The organism is Paenibacillus radicis (ex Xue et al. 2023) (genome assembly GCF_024722015.1).
Classification (GTDB): Bacteria; Bacillota; Bacilli; order Paenibacillales; family NBRC-103111; genus Paenibacillus_S.
In genome coordinates this window covers 22,489-41,386 of sequence record NZ_JANQBD010000017.1, presented here as the reverse complement: position 1 = coordinate 41,386, position 18,898 = coordinate 22,489, and the positions used below count along the sequence as shown (strand labels likewise).

30 protein-coding genes and 1 pseudogene are annotated in these 18,898 nt (G+C 35.5%); 27 read left to right on the top strand and 4 right to left on the bottom strand.

What is annotated here, in order from left to right:
* Window positions 1-133: 133 nt before the first annotated feature.
* The 15 genes from NV381_RS22265 (at window position 134) to NV381_RS22195 (ending at window position 8,589) form a co-directional block, all read left to right on the top strand.
* The gene (locus NV381_RS22265) at window positions 134-697 is read left to right on the top strand and encodes a recombinase family protein (RefSeq protein ID WP_258215488.1); all 564 of its coding nucleotides are present in this window, start codon (window positions 134-136) and stop codon (window positions 695-697) included.
* A 390-nt stretch (window positions 698-1,087) separates the two neighbouring features.
* Window positions 1,088-1,828, top strand: a complete 741-nt coding sequence (locus tag NV381_RS22260) for a hypothetical protein (protein WP_258215487.1) — start codon at window positions 1,088-1,090, stop codon at window positions 1,826-1,828.
* Window positions 1,829-1,882: 54 nt separating this feature from the next.
* Window positions 1,883-2,143, top strand: a complete 261-nt coding sequence (locus NV381_RS22255; protein ID WP_258215486.1) for a hypothetical protein — start codon at window positions 1,883-1,885, stop codon at window positions 2,141-2,143.
* A 39-nt stretch (window positions 2,144-2,182) separates the two neighbouring features.
* Window positions 2,183-2,629, top strand: a complete 447-nt coding sequence (locus tag NV381_RS22250) for a hypothetical protein (RefSeq protein ID WP_258215485.1) — start codon at window positions 2,183-2,185, stop codon at window positions 2,627-2,629.
* Between the two features lie 40 nt (window positions 2,630-2,669).
* Window positions 2,670-3,314 (top strand): hypothetical protein, encoded by a 645-nt coding sequence (locus tag NV381_RS22245; protein ID WP_258215484.1) that lies wholly within the window; start codon window positions 2,670-2,672, stop codon window positions 3,312-3,314.
* A gap of 51 nt (window positions 3,315-3,365) precedes the next feature.
* Window positions 3,366-3,548 carry a DUF4083 family protein gene (locus tag NV381_RS22240; RefSeq protein WP_258215483.1) on the top strand — a complete coding sequence of 61 codons (183 nt, stop codon included), beginning with the start codon at window positions 3,366-3,368 and terminating at the stop codon, window positions 3,546-3,548.
* A gap of 5 nt (window positions 3,549-3,553) precedes the next feature.
* Window positions 3,554-3,694, top strand: a complete 141-nt coding sequence (locus NV381_RS22235) for a hypothetical protein (RefSeq protein WP_258215482.1) — start codon at window positions 3,554-3,556, stop codon at window positions 3,692-3,694.
* Between the two features lie 15 nt (window positions 3,695-3,709).
* On the top strand, window positions 3,710-4,039 hold the full coding sequence (locus NV381_RS22230) for a hypothetical protein (RefSeq protein WP_258215481.1): 330 nt from the start codon (window positions 3,710-3,712) through the stop codon (window positions 4,037-4,039).
* Between the two features lie 20 nt (window positions 4,040-4,059).
* Window positions 4,060-4,707, top strand: a complete 648-nt coding sequence (locus NV381_RS22225) for a hypothetical protein (protein WP_258215480.1) — start codon at window positions 4,060-4,062, stop codon at window positions 4,705-4,707.
* A gap of 247 nt (window positions 4,708-4,954) precedes the next feature.
* The gene (locus tag NV381_RS22220) at window positions 4,955-5,335 is read left to right on the top strand and encodes a hypothetical protein (RefSeq protein ID WP_258215479.1); all 381 of its coding nucleotides are present in this window, start codon (window positions 4,955-4,957) and stop codon (window positions 5,333-5,335) included.
* A 21-nt stretch (window positions 5,336-5,356) separates the two neighbouring features.
* The gene (locus NV381_RS22215; protein ID WP_258215478.1) at window positions 5,357-6,004 is read left to right on the top strand and encodes a restriction endonuclease; all 648 of its coding nucleotides are present in this window, start codon (window positions 5,357-5,359) and stop codon (window positions 6,002-6,004) included.
* A 412-nt stretch (window positions 6,005-6,416) separates the two neighbouring features.
* The gene (locus tag NV381_RS22210) at window positions 6,417-7,430 is read left to right on the top strand and encodes an ion channel (protein WP_258215638.1); all 1,014 of its coding nucleotides are present in this window, start codon (window positions 6,417-6,419) and stop codon (window positions 7,428-7,430) included.
* A 205-nt stretch (window positions 7,431-7,635) separates the two neighbouring features.
* Window positions 7,636-7,860, top strand: a complete 225-nt coding sequence (locus NV381_RS22205) for a hypothetical protein (protein ID WP_258215477.1) — start codon at window positions 7,636-7,638, stop codon at window positions 7,858-7,860.
* Between the two features lie 93 nt (window positions 7,861-7,953).
* The gene (locus NV381_RS22200) at window positions 7,954-8,079 is read left to right on the top strand and encodes a hypothetical protein (protein WP_258215476.1); all 126 of its coding nucleotides are present in this window, start codon (window positions 7,954-7,956) and stop codon (window positions 8,077-8,079) included.
* A gap of 39 nt (window positions 8,080-8,118) precedes the next feature.
* Complete coding sequence (locus NV381_RS22195; RefSeq protein WP_258215475.1) at window positions 8,119-8,589, top strand: EcsC family protein; 471 nt, start codon at window positions 8,119-8,121, stop codon at window positions 8,587-8,589.
* A gap of 154 nt (window positions 8,590-8,743) precedes the next feature.
* On the opposite strand, the gene NV381_RS22190 is transcribed toward NV381_RS22195, so the two are convergent.
* The gene (locus NV381_RS22190; protein ID WP_258215474.1) at window positions 8,744-8,980 is read right to left on the bottom strand and encodes a helix-turn-helix domain-containing protein; all 237 of its coding nucleotides are present in this window, start codon (window positions 8,978-8,980) and stop codon (window positions 8,744-8,746) included.
* A gap of 173 nt (window positions 8,981-9,153) precedes the next feature.
* On the opposite strand from NV381_RS22190, the gene NV381_RS22185 reads away from it, so the two are divergent.
* The 10 genes and pseudogenes from NV381_RS22185 to NV381_RS22140 all read left to right on the top strand — a co-directional run bounded on the left by NV381_RS22185 (window position 9,154) and on the right by NV381_RS22140 (window position 15,375).
* Window positions 9,154-9,831 carry a hypothetical protein gene (locus tag NV381_RS22185; RefSeq protein ID WP_258215473.1) on the top strand — a complete coding sequence of 226 codons (678 nt, stop codon included), beginning with the start codon at window positions 9,154-9,156 and terminating at the stop codon, window positions 9,829-9,831.
* 595 nt (window positions 9,832-10,426) lie between these two features.
* Window positions 10,427-10,618, top strand: a pseudogene (locus NV381_RS22180) (sporulation initiation factor Spo0A C-terminal domain-containing protein); the annotation flags it as partial.
* Window positions 10,619-11,531: 913 nt separating this feature from the next.
* Window positions 11,532-11,792, top strand: coding sequence for a hypothetical protein (locus NV381_RS22175; RefSeq protein ID WP_258215472.1), 261 nt, complete (start codon window positions 11,532-11,534; stop codon window positions 11,790-11,792).
* 464 nt (window positions 11,793-12,256) lie between these two features.
* On the top strand, window positions 12,257-12,508 hold the full coding sequence (locus tag NV381_RS22170; RefSeq protein ID WP_258215471.1) for a hypothetical protein: 252 nt from the start codon (window positions 12,257-12,259) through the stop codon (window positions 12,506-12,508).
* Between the two features lie 229 nt (window positions 12,509-12,737).
* Window positions 12,738-12,959 carry a hypothetical protein gene (locus NV381_RS22165; RefSeq protein WP_258215470.1) on the top strand — a complete coding sequence of 74 codons (222 nt, stop codon included), beginning with the start codon at window positions 12,738-12,740 and terminating at the stop codon, window positions 12,957-12,959.
* A 32-nt stretch (window positions 12,960-12,991) separates the two neighbouring features.
* Entirely contained in the window at window positions 12,992-13,411 is a 420-nt protein-coding gene (locus tag NV381_RS22160; RefSeq protein WP_258215469.1) for an RDD family protein, read from the top strand.
* 300 nt (window positions 13,412-13,711) lie between these two features.
* Window positions 13,712-14,050: a macro domain-containing protein gene (locus NV381_RS22155; protein ID WP_258215468.1), complete on the top strand. Its 339-nt coding sequence runs from the start codon at window positions 13,712-13,714 to the stop codon at window positions 14,048-14,050.
* Window positions 14,051-14,204: 154 nt separating this feature from the next.
* On the top strand, window positions 14,205-14,633 hold the full coding sequence (locus NV381_RS22150) for a hypothetical protein (protein ID WP_258215467.1): 429 nt from the start codon (window positions 14,205-14,207) through the stop codon (window positions 14,631-14,633).
* A 50-nt stretch (window positions 14,634-14,683) separates the two neighbouring features.
* Window positions 14,684-14,869 carry a hypothetical protein gene (locus NV381_RS22145; RefSeq protein ID WP_258215466.1) on the top strand — a complete coding sequence of 62 codons (186 nt, stop codon included), beginning with the start codon at window positions 14,684-14,686 and terminating at the stop codon, window positions 14,867-14,869.
* A 65-nt stretch (window positions 14,870-14,934) separates the two neighbouring features.
* Window positions 14,935-15,375, top strand: a complete 441-nt coding sequence (locus NV381_RS22140) for a NucA/NucB deoxyribonuclease domain-containing protein (protein WP_258215465.1) — start codon at window positions 14,935-14,937, stop codon at window positions 15,373-15,375.
* A 194-nt stretch (window positions 15,376-15,569) separates the two neighbouring features.
* Here the strand turns inward: NV381_RS22140 and NV381_RS22135 are convergent, their stop codons facing one another.
* The 3 genes from NV381_RS22135 to NV381_RS22125 form a co-directional block, all read right to left on the bottom strand.
* Window positions 15,570-16,073, bottom strand: a complete 504-nt coding sequence (locus NV381_RS22135; RefSeq protein ID WP_258215464.1) for an SRPBCC family protein — start codon at window positions 16,071-16,073, stop codon at window positions 15,570-15,572.
* A gap of 58 nt (window positions 16,074-16,131) precedes the next feature.
* Window positions 16,132-16,518: a DoxX family protein gene (locus NV381_RS22130; protein WP_258215463.1), complete on the bottom strand. Its 387-nt coding sequence runs from the start codon at window positions 16,516-16,518 to the stop codon at window positions 16,132-16,134.
* A 395-nt stretch (window positions 16,519-16,913) separates the two neighbouring features.
* Entirely contained in the window at window positions 16,914-17,243 is a 330-nt protein-coding gene (locus NV381_RS22125; protein ID WP_258215462.1) for a hypothetical protein, read from the bottom strand.
* Between the two features lie 111 nt (window positions 17,244-17,354).
* Between NV381_RS22125 and NV381_RS22120 the strand changes: the two genes are divergently transcribed.
* Both NV381_RS22120 and steA read left to right on the top strand, forming a co-directional pair.
* On the top strand, window positions 17,355-17,630 hold the full coding sequence (locus NV381_RS22120) for a hypothetical protein (RefSeq protein ID WP_258215461.1): 276 nt from the start codon (window positions 17,355-17,357) through the stop codon (window positions 17,628-17,630).
* A 214-nt stretch (window positions 17,631-17,844) separates the two neighbouring features.
* Complete coding sequence (gene steA / locus NV381_RS22115; RefSeq protein ID WP_258215460.1) at window positions 17,845-18,879, top strand: putative cytokinetic ring protein SteA; 1,035 nt, start codon at window positions 17,845-17,847, stop codon at window positions 18,877-18,879.
* Window positions 18,880-18,898 lie beyond the last annotated feature (19 nt).

Below are 18,898 nucleotides of genomic sequence, written 5' to 3'. Positions count from 1 at the left end.
TCGGAAAAACTCCCTTTTTATACGCAGCTCATGGTACAAAACTCATATCAAAATCAAAGTAAATAAACACTGGATTTTCGCCGTTTTTGATGCTACAGTCTGGAACTGGTAATACATTGAAAGGAGCGAAAGCGTGGCACTTATAGGCTATTCCCGTGTTAGTACCAGTGAGCAAAATCTTGATTTGCAAACAGACGCATTGAAACAAAAAGGTTGTATCAAGATATTTGAAGAAAAGGATTCAGGGAAGAATGATGACCGTATTGAGTTGGCAAAAGCTTTAGAATATTTACGTGAAGGTGATTCATTGGTTGTCTACAAGCTTGACAGGCTTGCAAGATCAACGAAGAAGCTTATTGAATTGAGTGAGGTCTTAGAAGACCGCAGTATTGAGTTGATTTCAATTCGTGATAATATCGACACTACCACAGCAGTTGGGCGTGCCATGTTTCGAATGCTTGCGGTCATTGCTGAGCTAGAACGCGATATTATTAGCGAGAGAACGCTTGCAGGGTTAGCAGCGGCGAGAGCAAGAGGAAGAAAAGGTGGCAGACCTCCGCTGGATGATAAGAAAGTTAAGCAAGCGTTGAAGCTTTATGATAGCAAGGAATATTCGTTGAAGGAGATCGTTGATCTTACAGGTGTATCTAAGCCTACGTTGTATCGTGAGTTGGAAAAACGGAAGGTAATATCTTAGTAGTGGTAAATGGTGGAGCATCCTGATGAATGTAGGATGCTTTTTTCTTTTGATTTTATAAGGTAACAGGGTGGGGGGTACTTATAACCAAATGAAGATTTGCTTTTTCCCCAGATGCCCTGTGCGCTCCAGACCAGCGACCTTAAACTCAATTTGAACGATAAATTATCAACTACATCGATACGCCAAATGGTACAATAAGGATAAAAAGGAAAGATCAACGTAGGGGCTTTGATGATTGGGATACAATGAGATATTGATTACAGATGAGGATATATTGTCATTTGAAGTGCTATTTGCTTCAGGAGCGACAATTCTTGTTTATTTCAAGAACAAGAATATATTTCTACAGAAAGCAATAAAAAATGAAAAAGGTGGGTTTAATTATAAATGAACAGTAATCCTTATATAGCAGCAATAATAACAGCGTCAGCAGCATTTATTGCAGCAGTTATAGCTCAAATAATATCCCATTGGTTAACAAAGAGGCGTGAAAATCACAAGTATTACAAAGAAGTATATCAAAAGTTATACGCACCTATTCTCTTTGAGTTATATATTTATATTGATGTAAGAACAGCATTTAGAAGATCGAATGATATTAAGGTTGGGATAGATGTTGATCAGGTTAAACAAAAAATATTCACTCATATTAGTGAAAATCTTATGTTTGCTACTCCCCAAGTGATTTCAGCTTTACATAATGTTAGATTTTATGACTACCATCTAGATTTAAGGGGGAATAAGCAAATAATCTATGAAATTGTACTTTTTTGGCATATGCTAGATCAACTATTAAAGCTAAATACAAATACAAAACTCTTCGACAGTTCTAATAAAAAGACACTAACAAATTATAGTTTTCATTATCTTTTATGGAGTTCTATTTCTGAGTTACGTGGAGAAGATGCTTATACTATATTGAGTTATAAACACAATCTTAAAATTGAAAAGCTTACAAAGAGACTATACAACAATCTGAAAAATATTCTCCGAAAATATTATTCAGGTGAAAAAGGTATACATGTCTTGAAAGATGCAGTTGAAGAAGTAGTAACTAAATTAACTAATGGTTCTGGTGAATTTAGCCCTCATGCAAAAACATATTTAGAGAGGTCAAAAGATTTTTAATTTATAAGAAAGTACTTCAACATAAAGCACGATTTTATTTGAAGGGAGAATCGAATGGCGATACCCACTTTTTCATATTTCATGAATCAATATCGTGGTTTACTACAATCACTTACAAAAGAAATTGAATTATTCAGTCAGATGGAGTTAGACCAGACAAAGAAGGAAATTCTTAGAGAAGTTGAAATGATTGAGGAAAATCTAAAACTTGAAGATTGGGAAATGGATAAGTCTATTGCTCTTTGCTGTAACAAATATAGCAAGCGATACATAAAAAAGGTTGTTCAAGCTATAAAGGGAGAGTTAAAGGTATAAAAGAGCAATTTTTGTTGAATGACGGAGGAATCCACTACTATGTCAGATGTGATAGTCAAGATAATACCCAAAGATCCTAAATTTGTTCCAAGTGAAATGAAATTAGGGGAAGTAAAGGAATGGATAAATTTTAACGTAAGTAACGAAAAAACAGAGTACATTCTGACTGATGAAGTGCGTTTTATAGATCAAGGTGAGAATTTTGAGAGCATTGGTTGTCCATTTTGCTCAAGTAATATTGATTTAGATTGGTGGGGTGAAGTAATGGACAAGGCTTCTAAAACTTCATTTCATAACTTAAGCGTGGTGACAGATTGTTGTAATGAGGCTACATCATTAAATGAACTGAATTATAAGTGGAACGCAGGATTTTCACGCTTCTCAATTGAAATTATGAATCCAAGGGAAGAATTGACGATAGAACATACAGAATACTTAATGCAATTGATGGGTTGCAAAATTAAAAAAGTGGTTGCGTTTTATTAGATAAATTATGGATTTCATAGCCAAGTGGAGGAAATTAAAAATGGATTGGTCAACATTTGTACCAGATATTATTGCTGGGAGTATTTCTGGGCTTTTTACAGGGATAACTGTTGGATTTGTTTTATGGCGGACGCAATCGAAACGTGAAGAAAGACAGAAGGAATGGGAAGTGAAAAAAGAAGTATCACTACTAAAAGACCAACTTGAAATCTCGATTCTTAACACAGAAGATGTAGTAAATATCACTAGTGCAGAAAAGTCAATACCTTTAGTTGTGATTGAAGTAATGGAAATCGTGAAGGGATTTCCTATCCATATTTATGAGGAATATGTAAATAATAATTTCATTATAAACTTAATTCAATTAAAAAAGGAGTACCTTCGCTTTAATAAAACTAGTAAAGAGTTAGACCAACGAATGGAGGCTTTCATTAGATTGTATAATGCTGAAAGAAACTCAATAGAAACAAATGATGGCTATTTTCTTTCCTACTTCATAGGAAGAATTAATTCCTACTCAAACGAGCAAATACAACCTTGGATATTACCTCATAAAACACTAGGTAAAGAAGAGCCTTATGATAGATTTTATAAAGTAAACATTAATATTATTGATGAATACAAAGCAAGTCGTGAAACGTTACTAAATATAGTCAAAGATTTGAAAATTGGATACCTTCAATAAAAGAGAAGTTTTATTTAAGGCAGATTGCGTGTTGAGAGGAGAAAATACTAGATGGGTTATTCGTTTTCGATAATGGCTGCTGTAATGCAATTGATTTCATTGCTTTTGGTAGTATTGCTAGTTGTTGCGTTGATAAGTGGCATAAGGTATTTCAGTTGGAAGAAGAAACACGATGCTCAAATGGGTAAGAAGCTTGATAAAGTAATTGAACTCCTTGGAAAGGATAGGTTTTGAATGAGATGGCTGAGAGACTGTTCAAGTATTCAGCGTTGATAGAGCTATTGCTGGAAGTTCGTTCACTTGTAGATACGCCCAATAATGAGTTTATTGAAATTTCAAGCAGGTTTGATGATGCTTTGACTGTGATTTTGAATGATTAGGCATATGGAGGGAATATGCAAGAGCAAAGATATACTCTTTGGATAGAAGCAGAGCAATGGTCTGTTGGAGAATGGAATATCTATGATGACAATACAGATGTAATAATGACATTCGAAGATGGAACACGATGGATTGCTACTTTTTTTACATACAAGAACATACAAGCGTTAATTGATAAGAATCAAATGACTGGCGAGTGTTTGTCTGGAAAGTATTTTTGGTCAAGCGACATGATATTGATTGATGAATGTAGTCGTGAGCGTATTGAAGAAGTGGTTAGGTATTTTTTGATTGAAAAAACATTTACAAATAGATTTAGGTTCTTGGGATATGAAGAATGTTAAGTTGGTAAGGGTGTGTCTAAATGGGTTTGGGTTGGAAACTTATTGAAGAAGGTAGATTTCAAGAAGCATTTGATGAGCTTGTTGGTAAATTTGAGCAAACGAATAACAAAATCCATTTGGGTAATGCTGTGACTGCCGCATTCTTGCTTAAAAGATATGAAACTGCACTTAAATACTCATTAATTATTGAAGATTTGGATGAATATAAAGGTGATACGAATTTCATCAAGGCAGGAATTGCTTGCTGGTTGATGAAGCGTTATTCAGAAGCGGTTGAGTATTGGAAACAAGGACTTGCTCCTAAGCTTTATACATCAAATATCGTAAATGTGCCAGCTTTACTTTTATATGCTGGAGTATATCTAGAGGATAAGAAGTTAGAGAAATTAGCTATACGGTATCTAAAGAAAAGGAAGTATCCAATAGCACCTTTTCTTCTTGGGCAAATAAGTAGTCAAGATTTGTTTGATAGCATAAGTACACAATCGATTATGGCTATAAGGGAAAGGTGCAAATATGAGTTCTGGATAGCTGTAAAATGCCTGAAAGATGGTAATGAGGAAGGTTATGTTAAACATTTAGAGAAATGTAGAGATTATCAGGGAAGGTATTTGGAGTTTGAGTATTTTTTGGCTGTTTGCGAGTTGGAGGGATTAGGAGTTAATTAAGAAAGTTTCTAGTAAAAATGTACATCAAGCTCCAATTATATCTGAGCCGCTGTGTTAGTTGAACATACGTGATGTCTAATGCCCAGGAACCTTGCCTAGGCTTTTTTACCTATCTCTTTGGATGAAGGGTAGAGAATAAGAAGTAGATCATTAAAACATGGTATAACAAAATATTACATATAAGGACATGAATTATGGTACTATTTAACTATTCATCCAGATAAGGATAATTAAAGGAGGCTTTATTATGGCAAGAAGGAGTAAGCGATCAATTTCAACTTTCTTAGTTAGTGCGTTGGGGATGCTTTGCATGTTAAAAGCATTTGTATGGGTGCTGGAAACAAAAGTATTAAACACACCAATTGAGATACCATTCCTTAACTATGGGATAATGATAGCTGTTGCGTTGCTTCTAATAAGGGTTTCATTTGTTCTTTTAAAGCATAAAGCTAGGAAATCAAAAGTAGATGTTCAAGAGATAGGAAATGGGGCTACTACTCCCAATGACATAGGCACATTTCATTGCGCTGATTGTGGTAAAAAGGTTAGTGAAAAGGTTAGAAGTTATTGCTTGGAAAGACCTAATAAGTTTAATAATCAAGTGTTTTGCTACGAGCATCAAAGATGATATGAATATGGAGGTAATAGAGTGTTTGTATTAATTTTAGTAATCATTCTGCTATTTACATTAGTAGGAATTTTAGCTTATAGAAAGCTGGGTAGCAATAGAAAGCAAGAGCAAGAGCAAGTAGTTCAAGAGAATTATGATCTAAGAAATATAGACATTGAAGATATAGATAAAATGATTGATGGTTCAGAATTTGAAATGTACCTATACAGGTTATTATTAGAACTTGGCTATTCTGGAGTGTATAAAACAGTGGGAAGTAGAGATTTTGGAGCTGATGTGATTTTTACAGATCGTGAAGGCGTAAGAAACGTAGTACAGGCAAAAAGATATGCAATTGATAAACCAGTAGGTATTAGCGCAGTACAAGAGGTTTATTCTTGTATGAGGTACTACAAAGCAAAAAAAGCTATTGTAATTGCAACAACACTTTACACAGATTCATGTGAAACACTTGCAGGTATTAATCATGTGAAATTGTTAGATCGCCATGATCTTATTAATATTATTGAAGCTTACAAGCAGGAGGACAATCTTAAGGCACAAAATATTATTGAATCAGAGCCAAGAGTTATACTGGAGTCTTGGAATCAATTGAACAACGCTTTACCAGTGATAAAGAAAGATCATAAAGCTGAGAAGTACGTGAAATCAATACAATCAAAATAATGAAAGTTAATGAAAAAAAACTTTCTTGAACACTTGGCTTCATAACATCCGTAATTGCTCACTGACAATACTTACAAGGCAGCTTGGTCTAAAGCCACAACAGAAAACTCCTGAATTTGACTCAGAAAATCAGCAACAAGTTGTTGTTGAGATCACCTTATCAGCTATTGCAGAAAAGGTGATATGCTATTATTGGGAACAATTTAAAGCAAAGCGGAAATCCAGTCAAGCCACTTGTGATTGTTACTCTTTTGAAAGAACTCATTCAGGTATCCACAAATATCAGCAAAAAGTTGATAACTGGGACTATAGCAGTAGAAAATTTGAAGTATCTTAAAGTGTATAGCTTGTTTGTGATAAACTCCACAAAACTATTGTAGAAAGTAAAGAAAGGGTTCTAAACGTGAGTAAAATGAACGATGAAAAATCACAAACGTTCACTAGTATTAAATTAGATATTGGTGAGCCATTACCTCCACGTTCAAAAAAAAGATTCAGCAAATTTGAAAATTCTATTAGAAGACATTTTCCATTGATGCTGATGAGTGTACTAATATTTCAAATTGTTTCAATCACTTATTTTGAATTATTTAGTTTATTGAAGATCGGAATTACTGATGAGCCTACTCAGCATCCACTTAATTGGATTCGCTTAATAATTTTTATTGTTAGTTTATCTACGCTTTTTGTTAGTTTAAGAGTGCAATGGCTAAATGGGTCAACTGGATTAACTCTATTTTATCTCAGCCTAATAATTATGTTAGGGTTACTTACTACTCAATTATTAAATGTTTCACAACTTATATTTGGTAGGGAAATAATTTTTAAAGCTTTTTTTGATAATATTAATTATTTGTTTATTACTACTGGAGTAATGTGTTGTGTAATAATGCTCTATGTGAATGTTTACAAAGCGATACGCAAGCTAAATTACTCTAAAATAACTACAAAAGTTGTTGTTTCGCAATGTTTTTATATTATGCTTTTAAGCTTTGCGATTATATTTTTATTTTCATATTTAGAATGGAGTATGAATGACTACTTCAAATCAGAAGCATTATTAAAATATAGTAATGGGGATAAAGTTAACAACTTTTTTGACTTTTTCTATTTTAATACCATAACCTACTTTACAGTTGGCTATGGAGATATTGTAGCAACATCAATCTTTAGTAAAGTTCTTTCTATCATCGAATCATTCATTAGTCATTTAAATGCATTGATATTAATTGCATTAATTATTTTAAACAAGAGAGAAATTATACATGAAGTTAAGGAATATAGACTTGATATGTATTTGGGAAGAATTTTTATTTCTTTACAAATTCTCTGGGTTATTCTTTTTGCAATTCAATTCATACCATCCATCAGAATACCAAGTTGGAGTGTGGGAACGTCAGTATCAGGTTTTCAACTTAATTTCTGAAAATAATAATTAATAAGTGTTCATATATACATGTTTATGTACTTTATTTCCAAGAATTATGATATTGTGTTGACGAATTTGAATTATGTGCTTAATACTGTAATTAAGAAAAGTATAGTACGGGAACTGCGAAGTACGCAGAGATACTGGCGAACACACGCCTGTATTTCTGCGTGCTTTTTGTTTTCCATAAGGAGAGTCTACAATGAAAAACATATCAATAAACAAAAGAACAATCAAAACAGATGAGCAGCTTCAAAATTGTATTAACGCTGACTTGGAGGTTGAGGTTTGGTTTGTTGGAACGTTGGATTGCAAATCGAAGATTATTGATTTCAATGATGATGTGGTGGCTTTGGAGGAAGGAAAGTACCTACGAAGTAATTGTGTGTTGAAAATCAAGGGAAGCCATCTTCGATTGGTGAAGTAAGTCTCAATTTGCATTGGGTATAAAGCTTGAAGGATTTACCACAATTCTTGTCGAATATAAGCTATTATCTAGCTTTGAAGTGAAAGAGAGGATATGATGACTGAAAATCATGAGAATCAACGCAATAAACTAATTAAAGCTTTAGATTTTTGCTATGACAAAGCAATAAACGGTATTTCAGGATTAGATTCAGCCAGCGAAATGGCTGATGATTACTAGCGAAAGAAAAATGGTTCCGTTGAATCAGCTATAAGTTCAATGATTCGTTATCAAAATACAAAAGCAATAGCTTCTGGTTTCCTAAGTGGATTGGGTGGTCTAATAACGTTACCAGTTACGTTACCCGCAAATATTATAAGTGTTCTTTATGTACAAGTAAGAATGATTGCTGCTATTGCGTATTTAAGAGGATATGATTTGAAAAGTGACCAAGTAAAAACATTCGTATATGTTGCATTAACTGGTAATTCCGCAGCGGAAGTATTAAAGAATACAGGAATAAAAATTGGTCAAAAGATAATGACAAGCTATATAAAGAATAAGCTACCCTTTGCGGTATTGAAGAAGATAAATCAAAAGGTTGGATTTAGATTGGTTGCGAAAACTGGAACCAAGGCTCCGATAGTTCTAACAAAAGCTGTTCCCGTTATTGGTGGAGTAGTCGGAGGGGCAAGTGATGGTATAAGTACATACATCATCGCTAAAACAGCCAAAAAGCTTTTTGTTTGAGTGAGATGAAAGTATTTCTTTTCTATCAGTACTTGAATGATAATAACCATCAACTGTGATTACATAAAACTTGCATTTTATCTAAGGCTAGAGATCCCTCTTAGAACGAAAACAGACGCTTCAGGATTGCTCCTGAGCGTCTGTTTGTGTTGGGTTAATGAGATTGGTTGTCAAATTCAAGTTCCACAAGCCTGACGAGATCAGAGGGATTCATTTTTAAAGCTTTTGCAATGTCAAAAAGGCTTGTTAGAGTAGGTTGATATTTACCATTCTCAAGTTCGGAAATATAAGTGCGTCCAAGGGTGCTATCAAGTGCTAGTTGTTCTTGCGTAATATCTTTTTTAATTCTTAGACTTTTTACGACTTTTCCGAAAATTAATTCAAGTGGCAAAGGATTGTCTCCTTTTAGAATTAATTATTACGGATATTCTCTATCACCATCGTCTGGTTAACTAGACATTTTGGTTTTAATTAACAATTGTATGTGTTAATATTAATGTGGTCTATTCGACATTTGCTTCAAAAGTTGAAATTCTATTAATATGAGGGTGTGGTGTCAACACAATGAAAATTAGAAAAAAATTAATAATAACGCTATCCGTATCGGTATCACTTTGTTTTGTTGTCGGATGTGGAAGCAATGTGAAGTCAAACGAACCGCTCGTAGCTAGTAGTACGCAAGCCACTTTACCAGAAGACAATACATACAATCTTATTTTTAAAAAAATCAAAGAAAGCAAGCTTGATGAAGCGGATGCATTGTTATGGAAAGAGATAGGTGGAGTATACTCAGTAAGGCTGGGTGACTTGCCGCAGGATAAGCAGGATTTAATAAACTTATATAATTACATAAAGGTACAGAAGAAGTTACAGGGCAACGATTACATTAATGTCGTTAACTATTTAAACCAGCTAAAACCGATTGATACTCTAATTTCATTAAATGAAAGAGATAGTATGCTGTTAAAGTATCAACCATTGGCTGATAGACAATGGGAGTTATCGAAGTCTCAAACAGCAAATAAACCTGCTTATACGAAAGAGCAACTTGAAAAAGACCCTAAAGCACCATCAAAAGACCCTTTAGATTATAACAAGAATGGTGAATACGTTCCGAAGAATGGTGTGTCTAAAAATCCAGCAGACTATAACGCAAAAGGTGAATATAGACCTGCTGAGACAATGACAAAAGAGGAAAAACTTAAAGAACTAGAGGAAATGTTAAAGAAGGCGGTTAAGTAAGTGATAGTAAAGGTATGAAAAAAACTATATTATCATCTAATAGGGAGTAGCTATGCTACTCTCTTTGGCATAGGTAGATACATCCGTTTTTTCATTTGTTAAATCTCATCCTGAGCGTCCTAGGTTGCTTAGAAGGAAAGATATTACTTTCTACAATATAAATCGCTCATGATCAAAATAAATACGTCTGAATTGAAGTGAGTGTAGGTTGAGGTACTATCTTTGTTTGAATGTTTCGTTGAATTTAGATGAAGCGGTGAGAAGTTTCTCTAATATATAGAAGAATTTAGTTGCTTGAACGAATTAGTGAAAGATCATTGGCAAGTGAGCTATACAACTTGTTTGTTTTGAATATTTGATTTGTACCCCATTTTCTATAAAGAATAGGTTTTAAGGATAGGGGGACAAATCGTGTGTGGTGATGTGTTAGGGGAGAGTCGATTTGTGGTGTTGAATTAGAATGGTTAAAATTTCTTAGAGTTTATAGGTTTAGGACTGGTAATAACAAAACTAAGGTTTTAAAATATAAGTAGACCAATCAATATCGGTCATTAATCCTATAAATACCTAGTGAGATGGGAAAAGTATAGGTTAATACAAAACAACCCCGAGCCGCGTAGAACGTGCTATCCGTCACGCGATTGAAGTCGCATGGACGCGCGGCAACATCGACAGTATCAGCCACTTGTTCGGCTATACGATTAATATCTCTAAAGCCAAGCCAACTAATTCTGAGTTTATCGCGATGGTGGCGGATAAGCTGCGGATCGAGCATAAGGTTAGTTGAAAGGGTTAGGAGCTTTGTGGGGTAAGGGATAATGGGATTTGGACTGTATTCCTTATAATTAATGAAAGTCGATAAACTCGTTTTTGAACCGATAAACTTTTCCTATCTCACCCGATAAATCTTAACGATTTATTGGGTGTTTATTTGTAAGGATGGATGGGGGAGAATATGAAGGTATCAGGTTAAAACGGTCCATCATTCATTTAGAATTCTTGAAACAGTTTTGAAAGCCCTTTTAAGAGTCTGTAAATCCCACGCAACCTCCTCTACCATACTAGTGCCAAAGCTCGAAAGAGCGAATTGCTTTTCTGCATACTTGGCTGCTGGTTCACTCGTCTTACGAAATGTGAGTCTAGAAACACGATAATTCCTGTTCATTTAAAATCTTTGTGCGTCACTGAACCCTCCTCCGCTTCTAATGGTTCTCCCATCCTGACTAACATGATATTAATCGTGAAATAGCCATGAATTAATGTATTTTTATTGGCAATGGTTTGTTGCTATTTATCAATTCTAATACATCTGGTCCCATGGACCGAATTATGGCAAAGATTTAATTCTGAGCGCAATTACGACTATTTCTGATTTTCATTGTTCTGTTCTACAGCGTGGTAAACGAAAGCAAATTAAAACTGGCTGTTAGCTCAGCGAATGAGTTCTACTCAATGCCATTATTTTCGAAATCCATAACTTTTTTCTCGCTGACATGCATTATGTGGGACACCCAGTAGCTACAGAAAATCAGGTAGCCTTTTTTGTTAACTTTATGCGAAAATGGGGTTTATGGGAACATCAGGATGTTCAGAAGTGAGTTACCATGGATGTGGGGAGAATTTAATGACAGTCCATAAATGTACCAGGGGTATCGAAAGAAACAGATGAAAAGGCTACGATTGGTTTGGAGCTGGTAGTTATGATTAATTCAGCAGAGGAATTTGTAGGGTTAAGATTAAGTGAAAATGTTGACGATTACTTAAGAGCGGCTAGGGAAGAAGCAAATATAAACATTTGGCTTGAAGTTATTGGAAAGTATCCAGATTTGAAGTATTGGGTGGCACATAACAAAACGGTTCAGATGGAAGTCCTTGAGGTACTATCTGACGATCTTTGTTGGCGAGTCAGACATATGGTTGCATCTAAAACAAATTGTCTGAAGAACTCCAAATTAAATTAGCTAATGATATAGACCCCTCTGTTCGACAAAGGATTGTAAACAATAAAAGAGCGACCATAAGCGCTTTGTTGGTTTTGTCTAAGGATGAGGATTTAGAAATAAAAGAAATGGCGTTGAAAAAACTAGCGAAACTGGGATTTTACAAAAATGTTTGATTTATCTATGGTAGGTGCAGTAAGACTGACCAAATCAATTGGAGTGACATCAGTATATCCTCCTGATATTAGTTATGCAGGATGAGAACTATTCTTTACTATACGTTTCATAATTACTCTGGAGTAAATTCTCCATGGAGAAATTCCTATCTTAACATTGTAAATACATTTGTAAGTTGGAAAGGTCATTCTTCATTTTGGTTATGGTAGCATAATGGTGTTAGAGCTTTTGAATTATTGTTAAAAATCATGTTCAAGTAATTAAATAAACATGGAATTAATTGCAAAGTACACAAAGAGGGTGAACATTTGACGCTCAGTAAAAAAGGTTCTAGGAGAATCTTTGTAGCAGATGAAGAATACAGGTGGACTATCTCTGCATCAATAAAAGGACGTATTGTGTTAATTGTGGAACATAGGATGGAAATGGGACAAAGAATCGAAGTATATGTACAATCTGACATTAATGACTTTTGGGTTGAATTTCCATATGTTAATGATTTGAAATTAAAGGTTATCAAACCTAAAGAAGTTGCCTTGATTATCCTAGAAGCAATTTAACTAGGATGGAAACCAAGTGAAAAAGGCTCACCAATAGCATTTGAATGGGATAATACTAAATTGGAAAGAAGTAAATTGCTTCAATGAGAGCACTTTTATCTCTTTTAGAAAGAGTGCCGTGATGGATAAAGAAAGATTATTTAGAAAATTCCCCTTTACTGAATCAGAAGATGGGAAATCAAGCCTTGGAAAATATACACACATGTGAATATCCATGTTGGAGGTACGTATGAAAATCGTCAGTATCATAGTAATTGCCGCAGGTTTATTTGCCATTTTATTTCCCAAATATTCTACGTTCTTTTATAGCTATAATTTTAATACTAAAAAAGTTGAAAATAAGTATGAAACCCGTAGCGAAGCCGAATTAGTGTTGAGAAGAATAAAAGGAGGACTATTTGTAACAGTAGGCATATTCTTCCTCCTAGGTTCTTGTGCCGTTGATAAATAAAACATGGAGTTTATTATACATGAGGTGATCTGTTGAAGCGTTCAAATTTGTTTTCAAGGATACTTGCCAATGTTATTGATTTATTCATAACTGCTTTTTTATTGCCGTTTGGAATTGTACATATTTTTAGTATGAGGTTACCGATTCAAGATGGATACAGAACTCCGTTAGTTATTATATTTGTTTTTTTATTCTATTGGGCTTACTCAGCTATTTTTGAATCGTCTAAGTACAAAGGAACTGTAGGGAAGATAATTTTGTCAATTGTGGTCATGGATTTAGAAGGGAATAAACTAACATTTGGTAAAGCATCTAAAAGATTTTTAGGGAAAATAGTAACTACATTAACTCTATTAATTGGATACTTAATTGCTTTTGGTCCTTATAAACAGACGCTTCATGATAAAATCGCAAATACAAATGTTTATGACAAAGTACAGAGTGAATATTAGCCCAAATCTTCAAGTAATGACGATTGAAGTGATTTTAAGTTGCATTGGGGAGGGCAGTTCTTGTCGAACAAGGCCTATAGATTATTTTTTATTTGTCTATTGTTATTGTCCTATTAGCTTTAGGCAAAGACAATAAAACAAGATTAACGTTAGGGATATTACTTGTAGCACTGTACTTTATTAATAGAATAGTTCCTCGAAGGTATCGAACTATATTCATACTTTTGGCTTTAATAGTTGCAGTAATTGTTAAGTCCGTATGATTATAGGAAAAAAATGACGATTTTATAGGAGATAATGATGGATAGTATAATCAAAAGAATTGAGGTTTTAAAAGGCGATATAACCACAATATCAGTGGATGTAATTGTAAATGCTGCAAATTCAAGTTTACTTGGTGGTGGGGGTGTTGATGGTGCTATCCATAAAACAGGAGGTAAAGAAATACTGGATGAATGTAAGAGAATTCGTGATAAGCAAGGTGGATGCAAGACAGGAGAGGCAGTTATTACAACTGCAGGCAAACTTTCTGCTAATTCTGTAATCCATACTGTTGGGCCAGTTTGTACTTGGAGAAGGAAGGCCATCGAGAATTTCTCTATCAAATTTGGTCCAAATGTATCACGAAAGTATTTATGAAGTGTTCTAAACCTTCTTATTGATGGCGGTTAAAGTCAAAAAATAAAGACGGTTATAGAAATTTCAACAGATAGTTGTTATTATGATGACTTACGGAGATTTCTTGTAGGTTTGATAAAATGTTGTCTGATAATAGAGGAATTGGAGAGTTTTTATGAACTATAAAGATTTGCATATTGGCGCAATTTTGCTTGGCGTAATTATTAATTTTGCTGGGTCGTATATTTCTATCGGAATATTACTTTTGATTTACTTTAATAGTATGGGTCTCAGCGCAGAAGAGTTTAAAGGAGTATTTTCTAATGATTTAATATTAAGTGGAATAGTGATTGTTGGTTTGTTCTGGTCATTCCTTGTAGGCTATATGTCCGCTCGAATTGCAAAGAAAGCAGAATATTTCAATGCATCGATCATTGGTGTAATAGGGTTGGCAATTGCCTTTAATGATTTGTTGTCGATGGATAATTCGCCCTTTTGGTATACATTGGTTTCTTTTTTGGCCGAAATTCCAGTGATCTTATTAGGTGTAAAACTCGCCAAGAAGGTAAGGTCCAGGGCAATGTCTAGGCTCGATGAAAATTAAGATAAACTCGATCTATAAACTTTGCGGTGAATATATGAGGAGGAGCCCTATTGGATGATATAGCAGCAAGAGAAGACTTGAGATTAAAGCTGATTGAAGCAGAAGCCGTTCTTAAGGAAGCTGAAGAAGAGTATGCAGTATTTTTAAAACAATTGGAACATTACAGAATGGCTATTAAAGTACAGAAAGAAAAAATTCTGATGATTAAACAAAGATCAGGTCTGCATATTCAATAAAACTGAGTTTATGATGTGGAATTATCAGTTACATTCATAAAAAATGACTTCAAGGGATAATCAAAATGAAAAATAAATCAAAACTTCTTACTCTAGTTCTTTTAAGTATTATTGTACTGCTCTATATTTATAAACCCGAACTATTTGTGGTTCCAACGAGTAGTTCATACAACGATACTGAAGTAACGAATATTATCATCTTCCCATCGGAGCGATTTCCTGAAACAGCTGCACATATAAAAGAAGCAATAAGCCATGGAGAGTCCCCAATTTGTACAATTGATCGAAAGGGTGCAGAAGCAAATCGAAAAGAGTCGCTTAAAGGCATTCCTACAAAACCAAATTTAGATCGTGATGAGTTTCCTATGGCAATGTGTGCTGAAGGTGGAAAAGGTGCAGATATTAAGTACATAAACCCTTCTGATAATCGGGGTGCAGGATCTTGGGTTAGCAATCAACTTGATAAGTATAAGGATGGGACAAAGGTTAAGATTCTTGTTAATTGATAATAGTTTGTTTAATCCATCCTTGTCATCTCACCCAATAAATCTTTTGATTTATTGGGTATTTTACATGGCGTTAAGGCTACAAAGTGATGTACATACCAATAAAAACCATTAGCTGTTTTACTTATATGTTGAAAAAGTAAAAAATACGTCGGGATATCAGTATCCCGACGTTGAACATAACAAGTATTGGCTCAAAGCTTCGCAAGGTATTCATCGAGCTGACCGAAGGTGCCTGCAAATCCTTGTTGCATGGAGCCGCGCATGGAGTTGAAGAATTGGAGTTCCTCTTCCGTAGCGTTTACAGGTCCTCCGTGCATAGTTAATGTTGTTTGGCCTTCATTCTCTGTAAAGGTCAGAACATTGAGGATTTCTATTGGAAAGGTTTCACTAAAGGGTGGACGGACTGTATTGCCTTCTGGATCGGAGAAAGAGTTGACGAAAACGAGCTTCTCCGGCGAGATAATCTCGTGAAATACAAACTTACCCCACATTTCATGGCCTTCGGAGGATTTCATACTGTAATGAAATATACCTCCTGGGCGAATATCGAACTTGGAAACATGAATTGAAAAACCAGTTGGTCCCCACCAGTGCTTTAGATGCTCTGCCTCAGTCCAGACTTTGAACACTAGCTCACGAGGAGCATTGAAGATGCGTGTTATTACCAATTCACTATCATGATTTGTTGCCGACATATTTAGTCCCTCCAAATTTTGCTTGTTTTTTAATAATGAAACTCCATAATGGTTAAGTTTATTTGGTATTTTTCAGGTGAGCTGACTTAAGTCTTTTGTGGTATAAAAAGTAAGATCCAAATATGACAAGGAATCCTATCAGGAAAAACACAAGTCCTATAGGAGGGTCACCCACAGCCAAGGTCGAATACGCGGCACCGGCTAAATCGAAAACCAAGCCGGCATAAGCCCACTCCTTAATTCTAGGAAAGCCTGGAACAAGAATCGCTATGATCCCTAGTATTTTGGCAACACCCAGAAATGGGAGCAGGTAAGCGGGATAACCTAAATGTGCAAATAATGTTACTGCATCGGGAACAGACAATAAATCTGGAATAGCTCCCACACCCATTAATGCTACCATCAGTATTGTACAGATCCAATAGCCAATTGTTAATTTTTTCATCTTAATTATCATTCCCTCCCCTGGGTAAGTAAATCCATAGATTCAGTATTACCTTTTCTGTTGAGATGCATGTTTCAAATCTTCGTTATTCACTTCCTTTCCTTGCAGCTCGTGCAGATAATTGTCCAATCAATCGAATCTTTCGTCCCAAATTCGTCGGTAGGATTCCAGCATGGTGTCAAGCTCCTTGAACGGGTTGGGCAGCAATCATGTTTTCAATATACGTCATTAGGAATATTCCTGTCAAGGAATGTTTGTGGAAAAGAAATAAAAAAAGCACATAGAAAAAGCCCACCGGCTTAAAGGAACCGTCGGACTTTCCTGAACTTCGAAGAAGCAAGCTCTTGACCTATAAGAAGTTATGTTCTTAATGTAATGGATTTAAGTCATTCAAGTTATTGAGAGGTTTTTGCATGCTTGTCTGACATTAGGAGAGGGGAGAGAAGGGACTGAGTATCCGAATAGCGTTGTTCGGCCCTAACTAACCAACCGTCGGGAAGCTGTTCATTAATAAAGCCTTGAAGCTGGGGAAAGGAGACGGATAAATCATGGATAAGCTTCTCGTAAGTGTTTAATATGAAATCGAAATCCAATCCAATGTCATCCATCAAAAGTTCCTTCAATGCGGTATCGTTATCAGTGAAGTCGCGATACATTAGTCCATCATAAATTTCCGTTATCAGACCATTCTGAACCCGAACAATTTTTTGACATATATTTTGCATTGTCCCTACTCCTTACGCTAAGATTGACCTTATTATAGCATAGTAAAAATGCATAAATTGTAGAATATTGTTGATCAATCGGTTTAATTTACAAAAAATGGAGGTTTAATTATGATTTTCGACTATTGCGAGTTAGAATCCATACAGAGTGGTCAATTGACTATAATTGCGGGCTGTCGTTTTGCAGATGAACCTGACGAGCTTTATGTGGTTCAATTGGACACATTGCAGGATGGGACTGTTCAGGAGCTTGGGTTGTATTTTAACGGAAATGACTGCAAGTATAGCTTCAAGCAAGAAGAACGCGCACTCATAAAGGACTACGTTTTAGAAAAATTAGCTGCTACCGAATATGCGAACTGGTTCCAGGGAGATTTGAAGCTTTGAATGAATAGTAGATTGACAAGGGCAAACCAGGTGAAACAAGCCTAGGTTTGTTTTTTTATGTATTCAAATTTCTTAAATAGATTTTGTTTCATGCATGAGAATGATTCTTTAGACAGAAAATAGAAATGGAGTCATATTAATGCCAGCACCTCAAATGCAGAATCGGATTAACTTTGCAAAACGGAGGTGGCAGGAGAAAGCGAAGTGCTGATCGATGGCAGTAAGCAAAAGGCATTCACTTCAGCATTCCAAGGTTACCAAAGGGATAGCACAAGCGGATCGGTTAACCAAAAGACTGCTTATGCATATATCGCCAGGAAGCGTCGCTGTCATACACCATGACGATCTGGATGAATTGGCTGCGGATGGATTAATCCAAGCCGGTGTTAGGGCGGTTATTAATGCTGGTCAAACGATGTCAGGTAAAACTCCCGGATACGGTCCCTTACTATTATTGAAAAGTGGTATCCCGATTGTTGAGATAGAGCCCATTTGGTTTCCTATGATTTTAAACCATAAAGAGCTCATGATAAACAATGATGAAATCGTAGTGGGCGATGAATTAATTATTCCGTGTAATGTTTTTACAATAGAAAAGTGGCTGCATTTAAATACTTCTGCCCAAAATTTTCTGCATGAACAATTGCGTGAGTTTATTGATAATACATTAGCCTATGCTCAGCTTGAAAAAGAAGTTGTTCTTAGGCCGCTGCAATGTCTGGAAATGAGTACCGTATTGGCAGGTAGGCACGTTCTTATCGTCGTACGAGGTCGGGAGTATAAAGAAGACCTGGCAGCACTTAGCGGATACATAAGACGACAACATCCCGTTCTCATTGGTGTGGATGGCGGAGCTGACGCACTGTTGGAGCAAGGTTATGTACCCGATATTATTATTGGCGATATGGATAGCGTATCAGATTCAGCTTTGCATTGCGGCGCTGAGCTTATCGTACATGCCTACAACAATGGTGAAGCGCCTGGTATGGAACGGCTGGAAGCAATGGGTCTCCATGCAGTGTCATTGTCTTCATATGGGACTAGTGAGGATATGGCCTTGCTGCTATCCTACGACCATCAGTGCGAACAAATTGTGACAGTCGGCTTACATAGCAGTATGTATGATTTTCTGGAAAAAGGCAGACAAGGAATGGGCAGCACTATTCTTGTCCGTATGAAAGTTGGTGATAAGCTGACTGATGCCAAAGGAATAGCGAGATTAACTGAAGCTCAAAGGGATTCCAATTAGTGCAGAGCTGTAAAGGACT